Below are 13532 nucleotides of genomic sequence, written 5' to 3'. Positions count from 1 at the left end.
TCTCTTTTAATATAATTTATATTAATATACAAAAAGCTGTGATTAGTAAATTGAATAACGTTAATGGTAAACATATTTTCCATCCAAAAGATAATATCTGATCATATCTAGGTCTTGGTAAAGATGCTCGAATTAAGATAAATAAAACTATAAACACCATCATTTTCAAAAAAAACCATAAAAAACTAGGTTCTCCAAAACCAAAATATCCACCGAAAAATATTGCTGTTATTAATGATGAAATTGTAACAATTGAAATATATTCTCCAATAAAAAAAAATCCAAATTTCATACCAGAATATTCAATATGATAACCATCAGCCAACTCTTGTTCAGATTCTGGTTGATCAAAAGGATGTCTATGACAAACAGCTAATCCAGCGATGAAAAAAGATAAAAATCCAAAAAATTGAGGTATAATATTCCAAAGTTCTCGTTGTTGATTTATAATATCAAGTATTCTAAATGATCCTGATTGAGCTATAACTCCCATTAATGATAAACCCAAAAATACTTCATAACTTAAAGTCTGAGCTGAAGCTCGAATCGCTCCTAATAGAGCATATTTATTATTACTAGACCAACCAGCAAATAATATTGCATACACAGATAAACCCGCCATCATTAAAAAAAATAAAACTCCTATATTTAAGTTAATTATTGGATTATTTGGAATAAATGGAATTATTGGAAGTACAAATAATAAAGAAACAAAAGATATAATTGGAGATAAAATAAAAATAAATTTTTTACTAAATTTTGGTATCCAATCTTCTTTAAATAAAATTTTAATCATATCTGCACATAATTGTAAACTACCAAAATAACCTACCCGATTAGGACCGTGTCTATTTTGAAAAAATGCTAACAATCGACGTTCAAAAATACTAAGCATTGCTGAAAAAAATATAACTAAAATAACGCATGATATTATTTTAAAAAACCCTAAAAATATTTCTAATATATCTATTCCAAAATATTTCATTTAATGAATTCCCTTATATATTTAATTTCTTTTCCAACTAAAGCAATAGGAAATCCTTTTCTTCCAATAGGTAATCCAATTTGTTTTTTATATAAATTTTTAGATAATCGTATATTTAAACGAAAGTTTTTATTTAAACAATTAAATTCTACTATAGAATCTTTTTTTAAACCTATTTCTAACGCATCTAAATTACTAAGTAAAACATATGGTAATGGTGTATTTTTTTGAATAACAGATGAATTCTGTGTTAACTCTTCATTACCAAAGATATGATAGTACGGAATTATATACCAATATTTTTTTTTAATAGTATTTATATACGGAAAATAAATATCTGTATTTTTTTTGTTATCTTTAAACAAATGAACACCTGATTCTTCAGCAATTAATTGTTTTCCAACTTCTACTTGAAACTTATTCCACGCTTGTGGTGAATTCCAGCCAGGAAACCAAGCAAATGGAATGTATGAAAAAGATTTATTAGGTTGATTAAACCCTTCCATAGAAAAAGAAAACATAGTATTAACATCTTCAGGTTGAGAAGATTCGTGAATATTAATATGAGATTGTAAAGCAGTTCGACCGCTATAGCGATTAGGAGAACGAGCTATTTTTTGATTATTAATTCTAAAATCAGAATGTGGTAAAAATTTTAGTATTTTTTTAAAAATAGGATATTTATTACTATAAGAAACAATAATATCATCTAAATTTAACCAAGATATTTTTTTATTTAAAAACTTACATTGAATGAAATGTAACCATTTCCAACTTTCATAAAGACAATTTTTTTTATCAATAAACATTGGATCATAAACTTGAAAAAAACGCTGCGCTCTACCTTCAAAGTTAATTATTGTACCAGAACTTTCTGAAAAGTTAACACAAGGTAAACTTAAATTAGAATTTGTATAAGTTTTGGTATATTGATGATCTATTGATAAAACATTATTTCTATTTTTTAAAAAAATATCACAATCATATTTAGAAAGATAACGATATAAATCGTATTCCATAAATATTATAGCATCTGCTTCTTTTTGATTTAATCGTTGGACCGCTTGTTCTATAGAAATTCCGCCAATCAATCCTACTCCTAATGTATTTGAAGAAGACGTTAAAAAAGTAAGAGCAACATGATTAACTTTTTTCTTTTTAATAGATATAGCTAAATTAATAGCTGTTTTTATAATAGATGTACTGAAAGAGCTTGTTCCAGAAATAATTAATACTTTTTTTGCATTAAATATTTTTTTTGCAATTAAAGAAGCTTTTTCAAGCAAAAAAGGACTGAAATCTTGCGCAAAAAGTGATTTTGAATCTAAAACATGTGCTATTGCTGAACCAAACTTCGACTGGTCGTTAATTGATGCAAAATAAGACCAATCAGAAATATCATCTAGTTTAGTTTCATGTGTATGAGTAATATATAAAGAATTTTTATGATTTTCTGAAATACTAGATATAATAGTAGCATTCCATTTAGGTATTCCATTTAGTTCAGCTATTTTTTTAGCTTTATTTTTCATAGCTTGACGTACTGATAGTGCAATACGAGGTGATGTTTGTGTTACATCTTCTCCAAGGATGACAATGACGTCATAACTTTCAATTTCTTTTAAAGATGGAATATATAATTCATTATTCTCAAAAACATTTAAAATTAATTTAACACAAGACGCTTCTTTAATTGACATACCATGAGAAAAATTTTTTTCTCCTACTAATTCTTGCAATGCAAAATTATTTTCTATACTAGCACGTGTTGAACCAATACCAATTATATTTTTATAACGTTGAAGAAAATTTACTCCTTTTTTTATTGCGTCGTTAAAATTTAATATATTTAACTTTCCATTAGCAATATAAGAAGGGTTTCTAGGACGTCTTTTTAAAGAATTATGTGAATATCCAAAACGTCCTAAATCACAAATAAAATAATTATTGATATTTTGATGATATCTATTTTCTATGCGACGTATTTCACCATATCTTTCACCTATACTAATATTACAACCTACACTACAATTTTGACATATACTAGGAGCATATTGCATATCCCATTTACGATTATATTGTATTGAATGTATTTTATCAGTAAAAACTCCAGTAGGACATATTTCAATTAAATTACCTGAATGTTCGTTTTCTAAGACTCCATCTTCTATGCGGCCAAAATAAAGATTATTATTAGCACCATAAACATTTAAATCAGTACCATCAGCATAATCTTTATAATATCGAATGCAACGATAACATCCAATACAACGATTCATTTCATGTTTAATAAAAGGACCTAAATATTGATTTTTATGTGTTCTTTTTGAAAATCGATAATTTCGTATATAATGTTTATTCATAACTGTCATATCTTGAAGATGACAGTTACCACCTTCCTCACACACAGGACAATCATGTGGGTGATTGGTTAATAAAAGTTCTACTATATTTTTTCTGAATGTTTTTGACATATGATCATTAGTAGAAATAATTATGCCATCTACTACTGGTGTCATACAAGACATTACTAATCGTCCTTGAGAATCTGATAAACTATTATATTGAGTTACAGCACATTGTCGACAAGATCCTACACTACCTAACTCAGGATGCCAACAAAAGTAAGGAATATCTAATCCATTCGAAAGACAAACCTGTAATAAGTTGTCAGATTCACTTGCATAATATTTTTTATTATTTATATAAATTTTAGACATAATAGAAAATTCCAAAACTTTTTTAAAAATAAATTTACATTTATGATTAAATATTTAAATTAAATTTATTATATTGAATCTTAATTTTCTTTTAATTTAAATTTACTTTTTTATAGAATTCCATTTTCAAATTCTGAACGAAAGTATTTTATAGCACTTTGTAATGGTGCAATTGCTCCTGGTGCATGAGCACAAAATGTTTTTCCTGGACTTAAAGATATACATAAACGTTCTAAATTTTCTATATCATTACTTTGACCTTTTTTATTTTTTAAAGTATGTAGTATTTTTACAATCCAAGGTAATCCATCTCTACAAGGTGTACATAAACCACAAGATTCACGTGCAAAAAATTTTTCTATATTATGAACAAGTGAAACCATATTAATTTGATTATCAACCGCCATAGCAAGTGCTGTTCCTAAACGACTACCTGCTTGTGAAATAGTAGAAAAATCCATAGATAAATCCAAATGTTTTTGAGTAAAAAAATCTGTTCCTGCTCCTCCTGGTTGCCATGCTTTTAAAGATAAACCTGACTGCATACCTAATGCGTAATCTTCTAAAATTTCACGCGCACTTATACCAAAAGGTAATTCCCAAACACCAGGATTTTTTACCTTTCCTGAAAAACCCATTAATTTAGTACCAGTATCAGAACTTTTAGATAATTTTTTATACCAATTAGTACCATTTAATACAATAGATGGAACGTTAGATAATGTTTCCACATTATTAACACAAGTAGGTTTTCCCCATAATCCAAAAGTTGCAGGAAATGGAGGTTTAAATCTAGGATTAGCTCTTCTACCTTCTAATGAATTAATTAAAGCTGTTTCTTCACCACAAATATAACGACCAGCACCAGTATGCAAAAACAAATCAAAATTAAAACCACTATTTAAAATATTACAACCAATATAACCAAAGTGAATAGCCTCCTGTATAGCTTGCCTTAAAATATGTTCTCCTTTAACATATTCTCCTCGTAAAAAAATATATCCACGAGTAGCTTTTATTGCAAAAGCTGATAATAATATTCCCTCAATTAGTTGATGAGGCAAATATTCTATTAATAATCTATCTTTATAAGTGCCTGGTTCCATTTCATCTGCGTTACATAATAAATAACGATGTTCCTGATTATTAGTAATATTAGGCATCAAACTCCATTTTAAACCTGTAGAAAAACCAGCTCCGCCTCTTCCTTTTAAACCTGATTCTTTAACTAAGCTAATAATATCTTCCGGAGTATTTTGGTGTATAGCTTTTTTAAAAGCATTATAACCATTTTTATTACAATATTCTTTAATCCAAATAGTTTTTTTATCATCTCGTATCCTCCATGTTAATGGATGAGTTTCTTCCATACGAACAATTTTATTATTCATTTATATGAGTCCAGTAAATTTGGTATAGATTCTGGAGTTAATTTAGAATATAAATCTTCATTAATCATTATAGTCGGACTTTTATCACAATTTCCTAAGCAACAAACTGGTAATAAAGTAAATCGATTATCTAAAGTTGTATCACCTGTTTTAATTGATAAAATATTTTCTAAGACTTTTGTAATTTCTTGATAGCCTGTCAGATAACAAACTACGCTATCACAATAACGAATTATATTACGTCCTACAGGTTGGCGATAAATTTGACTATAAAAAGTTGCTACACTTTCTATATCACTTGGACTAATATTAAGTATTTTAGAAATTTCAATAACAGCTTGATCAGAAACCCATCCACGTTGCTTCTGAACAATTTTTAATGCTTCTATTGTAATTGCTCTATAATTTTCATAATATTTTTTTTGATTTTCTATTTCATTAATTTCGAAGGAACTTAATACAAATTTTGTAGAAATTTCTCTTAATTTTCTTTTTTTTTACACATAATTTCATCTATCCACGTCTGACATAACAAAATCTATACTTCCTAAGTATACAATTAAATCTGATATTAAACTTCCACGAATAACTGATGGTATTTGTTGTAAATGTGGAAAACTAGGTGTACGTATTCTGGTTCTATAGCTCATGGTACCACCATCACTAATTAAATAATAACTATTAATACCTTTAGTAGCTTCAATCATTTGAAAACTTTCATTTGCTGAAATTACAGGACCCCATGATACTTGTAAAAAATGAGTAATCATACTATCAATATCTTTTAAAACATTTTCTTTAGGAGGAGGAGTAGTTAATGGATGTTCCGCTTTAAAAGGACCTTCTGGCATATTATTCAAACATTGTTTTAAAATTAAAAGACTTTGATATACTTCTTCTACTTTAATCATTACTCTAGAATAACAATCACTTATTCCATTACCAATAGGTACTTCAAAAGTATAATTTTGATATCCAGAATAAGGTCTCTTTTTTCTTACATCAAAATCCAAGCCTGTAGCACGTAAACCAGCACCTGTTACACCCCATTGTACAGCTTCTGTTTGAGAATATTTAGCAATACCTTTAGATCGATGAATTAAAATAGTGTTTTTTAAAGCTACATCTATATAATATTTTAATCTTTTTGGCATCCATTCAAGAAAATTTTTTAATAAAATATTCCATCCTTTTGGAAGATCATGTGCCACACCCCCAATACGAAACCAAGCCGGATGCATTCTTGCTCCAGTTATTGCTTCAATTAAATCGTAGATTTTTTGTCGATCAGTAAAAGCAAAAAAAACAGGCGTCATACATCCCACATCTTGAATAAAAGTAGAAATATATAATAAATGACTATTAATTCGGAATAATTCTGATAACATTACTCGAATTACTTCTACTTTTTCTGGAACAGTAATATTAACTAACTTTTCTACTGCTAACACATAAGGCATTTCGTTAACACAGCCACCTAAATATTCAATTCGGTCCGTATATGGAATATAACTATGCCATGATTGACGCTCTGCCATTTTTTCTGCACCTCGATGGTGATATCCTATATCAGGAACACAATCAACAATATTTTCGCCATCTAATTGCAAAACAATTCTAAAAGCACCATGCGCTGATGGATGATTTGGACCTAAATTTAAAAACATAAAATCTACGTCATCATTTTTTCTTTTCATCCCCCATAATTCAGGTTTAAATTTTAAACTTTCCATTTCTACATCTTCTTTTTCTTCATTTAAGAAAAAAGTTTTAAACTCAGTAGCTCTAGCTGGAAAATCTTTTCTTAATGGATATCCTTTCCATGTGTGAGGCATAATAATACGTGTTAAATTTGGATGATTTTTAAAAACAATACCAAACATTTCCCATGTTTCTCGTTCATACCAGTTAGCATTCGGAAATAAATCAGTACATGTCAACAAAGTTAAATCATTTTTTAATAAAGGAACCTTTATCATAAAATCAGTATTATATTTAATAGATATTAAATGATAAAACACTGAAAAATCAGATTTGGGTAAATTTTTTCGATTTAATCGAAAACGTTCATCAACACCATGTAAATCAAACAGCATATTATAAAAATATGGTGAATTTAATAAAAATTTAATAACTTGTATTAATAAAGTTTTATTTACCCAAATTATTGGAAAACCTGTTTTAGTCTTTTGAATACTACAAAAATCTTTACCAAAGATATCAAATAATTTTTTAAAAATTAAATCATTTAAATTATCTTTACGAATATTTTGGTTTAAAAAATCACTTTTACTTGTAATTTCATCTATCATGGATTTCTCATTATAATTCATTCTAAAAACTTGAACATTTTATTAAATTCTCATTATATTTAAAAAATTATATTATTTTTTTTTGAGTTCATTACTAAATTTTTTCTACTGTTGGAAGATTGATAATTGAAATCCTTTTGCTTCTTTTTTTAACTTTTTCTGATAATTTGTCTTTTCGATATATTCCTTGTTCTCCAATTACCCAAGATAATGGTCTTCTTTCTTCGTTAATTGAATTTTGAAGCAATGTCAAAGCATGTATATATGCTTCTGGTCTAGGTGGACAACCGGGGATATAAATATCTACTGGTAAAAATTTATCTACTCCTTGGACAACAGAATAGATATCATACATTCCACCTGAATTAGCACATGCACCCATGGAAATAACCCACTTAGGTTCTAACATTTGATCATATAATCTTTGAATAATAGGAGCCATTTTAATAAATGGTGTACCTGCAATTACCATAACATCAGCTTGCCTCGGAGAAGCTCTCAATACTTCAGATCCAAAACGAGCGACATCATGTATAGAAGTAAAAGCACTTACCATTTCTACATAACAACACGATAATCCAAAATTATAAGGCCAAAGTGAATTTTTTCGACCCCAATTTACTAACTTATGAATTAACTGATTAATTTTACCTATGAAAATATTTTTTTTTAAATAACTTTCAACAGGATCTACCACAAAATGACTGACTTCTTTCGGATATTTTTTATTAGAATCCTTTGTTTCTGCTCGAGTTAAAACATAGTTCATTTTATGTTTCATTAAATTATATCCTAAATATAACGAATTTAAATATTTTATTTATGCGTCCAGTTCAATGCTTTAATACGAATCAAATAAAATAATGATAGCAAAAGAAATAAAATAAATATAAAAGCTTCGATGAATCCTATCCAACCAGATTCAACTATACTAATAGACCATATATATAGATAAAGAGCTTCAACATCAAATATTACAAAAAACATTGCAACTAAATAAAACTTAATAGAAAAATGCAAATAAGTATCTCCTACTGGAGCAATACCTGATTCAAAAGGAGTATGTTTATATCTTGATGATGATTTTCCACCTAATAAAGAACTTGTAAATAACATGAATAAACAAAAAATTAAAGAAAAAAAAATAAAACAAAAGAAAGATAAGTATTCTCTAGTATCAATTGCATTTACTACTGACATAAGATGACCTCAAAAACTATTTTAAATAATAATAAATATTTTATAAATATAATTTTTAAATCAAAGAATAAAAATTTAATATACATGAAAAGTATAAAATAATAAATTATGTTTCGTAAACAAAATCATATTCTTTTTAAACTGAATGTGAAAATTCATTTTTTTTAGACCTAGACCTTGATGACTAAAAAAAAGACCCCATCTAATAATCACAACACGATAGATAAATATGAAAATACAATCCTATGTAGCTAATAGCCAAAAAAATGGCCGCATAAAGGTTGAAAACCCAATTTATCAAAATAGGAGAAATACAATGGGTAAAATTATTGGTATCGACTTGGGAACAACCAACTCTTGTGTTGCCATTATGGATGGCAACAAACCCCGTGTTTTAGAAAATTCAGAAGGAGATCGTACTACACCTTCAATTATTGCATATACTCAAGAAGGCGAAGTTTTAGTAGGTCAACCTGCTAAACGTCAAGCTATTACGAATCCAAAAAATACTTTATTTGCTATAAAACGTTTAATTGGTAGAAAATTTAAAGATGAAGAAGTTCAACGTGATATAAAAATTATGCCATATAATATCATCAACTCTGAAAATGGAGATGCTTGGATTGATATTAAAAGAAAAAAAATGGCTCCTCCTCAAATTTCTGCAGAAGTTTTAAAAAAAATGAAAAAAACTGCAGAGGATTATTTGGGAGAATCGGTAAAAGAAGCTGTTATCACAGTACCTGCATATTTTAATGATGCTCAGCGACAAGCAACAAAAGATGCTGGTAGAATTGCTGGATTAGAAGTTAAAAGAATTATTAATGAACCTACAGCCGCAGCGCTTGCATATGGTTTAGATAAAGGCAAGGGTAATCGAACTATAGCTGTTTATGATTTAGGTGGAGGAACTTTCGATATATCAATTATCGAAATAGATGATGTAGACAAAGAAAAAACATTTGAAGTACTTGCTACAAATGGAGACACTCATCTAGGAGGAGAAGATTTTGATAGCAGATTAATTAATTATTTAGTAAATGAATTTAAAAAAGAACAAGGTATTGATTTAAGAAACGATTCATTAGCTATGCAACGATTAAAAGAATCTGCGGAAAAAGCTAAAATTGAACTATCATCAGCACAACAGACAGATGTAAATTTACCATATATTACAGCAGATTCTAATGGTCCAAAACATTTAAATATTAAAGTTACTCGTTCTAAACTTGAATCTTTAGTCGAAGATTTAGTATTAAGATCTATTAAACCACTCGAAGTGGCTTTGAAAGATGCAGGATTATCAATTTCAAATATTAATGACGTTATACTAGTAGGTGGTCAAACAAGAATGCCTATGGTTCAATCTAAAGTAGCAGAATTTTTTGGAAAAGAACCTAGAAAAGATGTTAATCCAGATGAAGCAGTCGCAGTTGGAGCCGCTGTTCAAGGAGGGGTTCTTTCAGGTGATGTTAAAGACGTATTATTACTTGATGTAACTCCATTATCTTTAGGAATTGAAACTATGGGTGGTGTAATGACTGCTCTTATTAATAAAAATACTACAATTCCTACTAAACACAGTCAAGTTTTTTCAACAGCAGAAGATAATCAATCAGCAGTAACAATACATGTACTACAAGGTGAAAGAAAAAGAGCTGTAGATAATAAATCTTTAGGACAATTTAATCTAGATGGAATTGAACCAGCACCTAGAGGAACAGCACAAATCGAAGTCACATTTGATATTGATTCTGATGGAATTTTACATGTTTCAGCAAAAGACAAAAAAACTGGAAAAGAGCAAAAAATCACTATTAAAGCTTCTTCTGGACTTAATGAATCAGAAATCAAAAAAATGATAAATGATGCAGAAGCAAACTCTGAAGCAGATCGTAAATTTGAAGAATTAATTCAAATACGTAATCAAGGTGATCAATTAATTCATAGTACAAAAAAACAATTAGATGAAAATAAAACAAAAATTGAAATTCAAGATCAAGAAAAAATAAAATCAGCTTTAGATGACTTAGAGAAATCCTTAAAAGGAGAAAATAAGTCTGAAATTGAAAAAAACATACAAAATCTATTAACACTTTCATCTAAACTGACAGAAGTTCATCAAACCAAGTCAGATGAAAATCTGAAAAATGAAAATAAATCCTCTACATCCCAAAAAAATGAAAATGTTGTAGATGCAGAATTTGAAGAAATAAAGGATCCTAAAAAATAATTATTAAATTAAAAATAAATAATTTTAACCGTCTAAAGCTAGCACGGGCGTAGAAAAAATCTACGCCCGTGTAATTATTTTAAAAGTTAGGAAGAGTAATAATGGGAAAAAAAGATTACTATCAAATTTTAGGAGTCTCAAAATCAGCTGAAGAACGTGAGATTAAAAAAGCTTATAAACGATTAGCAATGAAATATCATCCTGATAGAAATCAAGGAGATAAAAACGCTGAAAATAAATTTAAAGAAATAAAAGAAGCTTATGAAATCTTAATTAACGAAGAAAAAAGAAATGCATATGATCAATATGGACATGCAGCTTTTGAAAACGGTAATAATCAAAATACTACTTATAGCACCTTTACTAGTTCTACAGATTTTGGTGATATTTTTGGAGATGTTTTCGGTGATATTTTTGGAGGAAGTAGGAATCAAAGAGTAAAAAAAGGGGCTGATTTATGTTATAATATGAAAATTTCTTTAGAAGAAGCAGTAAAAGGGGCAATAAAAGAAATACGTATTCCAACGTTCCAAAAATGCAAACATTGTTATGGAACAGGAGCAAAAACAGGAACTAAACCTCGAAATTGTTCAACTTGCCAAGGTAGAGGTCAAATACATATAAGAAAAGGATTTTTTACAGTACAACAATCTTGTCCTACATGTAATGAAAAGGGAACAATAATTCAAGATCCATGTCGTATCTGTCAAGGTCAAGGAAGAATTAAAACTAATAAAACACTGTCAGTAAAAATTCCACCTGGTATAGATAATAATGATCGAATTCGTCTTAATAATGAAGGAGAAGCAGGAATTAATGGTGCACAATCCGGAGATCTTTATGTACAAATTGCAGTAAATACACATCCTATATTTGAAAGAGAAGAAAATAATCTTTATTGTGAAGTGCCAATAAATTTTACCATGGCTGCATTAGGAGGAGAAATTGAAGTTCCTACATTAGATGGTCGAGTTAAATTAAAAATCCCATCTGAAACACAATCAGGAAAACTCTTTCGTATACGAGGAAGAGGTGTAAAATCAGTTCAAAATAGAAATCAAGGTGATTTATTGTGTCGTGTAGTAGTAGAAACACCAGTTAATCTTAACGAACAACAAAAATATCTTTTAAATGAATTAGGAAAAAGTTTCCATGGTTTTAGAGGTGAAAAAAATACACCTCGTTCAAAAAGATTTTTTGATGGAGTAAAAAGATTTTTCGATGATTTGACCAAATAAAATATTATAAAGTATTGCTTCTTAATAAAATTAGAGGCAATACTATATAAATAAATTTAGTTTTAATTTAATTTCTTAATTTGCAATGATAAAATAGATTTATGTCTTGCAGCTTTATTTTTATGTATTAAACCCTTAGTTGCATATTTATCAACAATAGGTTGCATATTCTTAAAAGCATATTCCGCTTTTTGTTTGTCTCCAGAAATAATAGCTAATCTAACTTTTTTGATAAAAGTACGAATTTTTGAACGTTGACTTGTATTGCTTTTTCGACGCTGTTCAGATGCTATAGCATCTTTTTTAGATGATTTAATATTCGCCAATTTTAACTCCTAAACCTTAAAAAATTACAATATATATAAAATATGGTGCAAGAAAAAATAACAATTCATAGAAAATCTAATAAATTACATATTAAAACCTTTGCGAACAATTATTATATAAATATAAATTATATGATATATTACTTTATTTAATTAGGTTAATATAATAATGAGGATTATACGAGGTATTCATAATCTAAAAAAAATCAATTCTAATTCAGTTGTAAGTATTGGCAATTTTGATGGAGTTCATTTAGGACACCAAAAATTACTATCTAACGTATATAATATAGGTAAAGAAAAAAATTTACCAACAATAATAATTTTATTCGAACCACAACCATTGGAATTTTTTAATCATCAAAACCCTCCAAAAAGAATTACAAAATTTCGTGAAAAAATCAAATATATTCAATTATATAAAATTGATATTGTTTTATGTATTCAATTTAATATTTTTTTTTCAAATCTTAGTGCTGAAAAATTTATTATACAAATATTAATTAATAAACTAAATATAAAATTTATTATAATTGGAAAAGATTTTAAATTTGGTTCCAAAAGAAATGGAAACATTTCGCTTTTACAAGAAATTAGTAAAAAATATAAATTTAATATTATCGAAATCAAACCACTATATAAAGATAATATTAAAGTAAGCAGTACTAATATTAGAAAATATTTATTAGAAAATAATTTCAAATTAGTGCAGGCATTACTTGGAAGACCATTTAGTCTTATTGGTCGCGTTATTTATGGTAATCAAATAGGTAAGACACTGGGTTATCCAACAGCCAATATAAAATTATATGATAATTTTCCTTTAAATAATGGAGTATATGCAGTTCAAGTTCATTTTAAAAAAATATATTTAGGAATATGCAATATAGGCATTAAGCCTAGTTATATTTATATACCAAAAATAAAAATTCTTGAAGCTCATTTATTTAATACAAATATTAATTTATATAATAAAAAAATAGAAGTTTTTTTATATAAAAAAATAAGAAATGAATTATTTTTCTCGTCAACACAAAAACTAAAAGACCAAATTAGTAAAGATATTAAAATTGTTACAAAATATTTTAATACTTTCAATTATGGACCAAAAAAATAAAGATAAAATT

General features: G+C 27.5%; 11 protein-coding genes. 3 read left to right on the top strand and 8 right to left on the bottom strand.

Going from position 1 to position 13532, the window contains the following annotated elements; genetic code table 11:
- Positions 1-16: 16 nt before the first annotated feature.
- From nuoH to ndhC, 7 genes are all read right to left on the bottom strand, one after another.
- Entirely contained in the window at positions 17-985 is a 969-nt protein-coding gene (gene nuoH, locus D9V62_RS00810; protein WP_158339923.1) for an NADH-quinone oxidoreductase subunit NuoH, read from the bottom strand.
- On the bottom strand, positions 982-3705 hold the full coding sequence (gene nuoG, locus D9V62_RS00805) for an NADH-quinone oxidoreductase subunit NuoG (RefSeq protein ID WP_158339922.1): 2724 nt from the start codon (positions 3703-3705) through the stop codon (positions 982-984). Before nuoG ends, nuoH begins: the two co-directional genes overlap by 4 nt.
- A gap of 110 nt (positions 3706-3815) precedes the next feature.
- A complete protein-coding gene (nuoF, locus tag D9V62_RS00800; RefSeq protein WP_158339921.1) occupies positions 3816-5096 on the bottom strand; it encodes an NADH-quinone oxidoreductase subunit NuoF in 1281 nt (426 codons plus the stop codon).
- Positions 5093-5572, bottom strand: coding sequence for an NADH-quinone oxidoreductase subunit NuoE (gene nuoE / locus D9V62_RS00795; protein WP_158340338.1), 480 nt, complete (start codon positions 5570-5572; stop codon positions 5093-5095). Before nuoE ends, nuoF begins: the two co-directional genes overlap by 4 nt.
- A 33-nt stretch (positions 5573-5605) precedes the next feature.
- The gene (gene nuoC, locus D9V62_RS00790) at positions 5606-7408 is read right to left on the bottom strand and encodes an NADH-quinone oxidoreductase subunit C/D (RefSeq protein WP_158340337.1); all 1803 of its coding nucleotides are present in this window, start codon (positions 7406-7408) and stop codon (positions 5606-5608) included.
- A gap of 94 nt (positions 7409-7502) precedes the next feature.
- Positions 7503-8177 carry a NuoB/complex I 20 kDa subunit family protein gene (locus D9V62_RS00785; RefSeq protein WP_158340336.1) on the bottom strand — a complete coding sequence of 225 codons (675 nt, stop codon included), beginning with the start codon at positions 8175-8177 and terminating at the stop codon, positions 7503-7505.
- A 47-nt stretch (positions 8178-8224) separates the two neighbouring features.
- Entirely contained in the window at positions 8225-8608 is a 384-nt protein-coding gene (gene ndhC, locus D9V62_RS00780) for an NADH-quinone oxidoreductase subunit A (protein WP_158339920.1), read from the bottom strand.
- 316 nt (positions 8609-8924) lie between these two features.
- Here ndhC and dnaK point away from each other — a divergent pair, with 316 nt between their 5' ends.
- Positions 8925-10841, top strand: a complete 1917-nt coding sequence (dnaK, locus tag D9V62_RS00775; protein ID WP_158340335.1) for a molecular chaperone DnaK — start codon at positions 8925-8927, stop codon at positions 10839-10841.
- Between the two features lie 101 nt (positions 10842-10942).
- A complete protein-coding gene (gene dnaJ, locus D9V62_RS00770; protein WP_158339919.1) occupies positions 10943-12079 on the top strand; it encodes a molecular chaperone DnaJ in 1137 nt (378 codons plus the stop codon).
- Between the two features lie 62 nt (positions 12080-12141).
- Here the strand turns inward: dnaJ and rpsT are convergent, their stop codons facing one another.
- Positions 12142-12405 carry a 30S ribosomal protein S20 gene (rpsT, locus tag D9V62_RS00765; protein ID WP_158339918.1) on the bottom strand — a complete coding sequence of 88 codons (264 nt, stop codon included), beginning with the start codon at positions 12403-12405 and terminating at the stop codon, positions 12142-12144.
- A 169-nt stretch (positions 12406-12574) separates the two neighbouring features.
- Here rpsT and ribF point away from each other — a divergent pair, with 169 nt between their 5' ends.
- Positions 12575-13522 (top strand): bifunctional riboflavin kinase/FAD synthetase, encoded by a 948-nt coding sequence (gene ribF / locus D9V62_RS00760; protein ID WP_158339917.1) that lies wholly within the window; start codon positions 12575-12577, stop codon positions 13520-13522.
- Positions 13523-13532 lie beyond the last annotated feature (10 nt).

The organism is Buchnera aphidicola (Aphis helianthi) (assembly GCF_005083845.1).
Lineage (GTDB): Bacteria > Pseudomonadota > Gammaproteobacteria > Enterobacterales > Enterobacteriaceae > Buchnera > Buchnera aphidicola_AW.
Note: the sequence above shows the minus strand (reverse complement) of the source record. Positions and strands in the feature narration are given on the sequence as shown.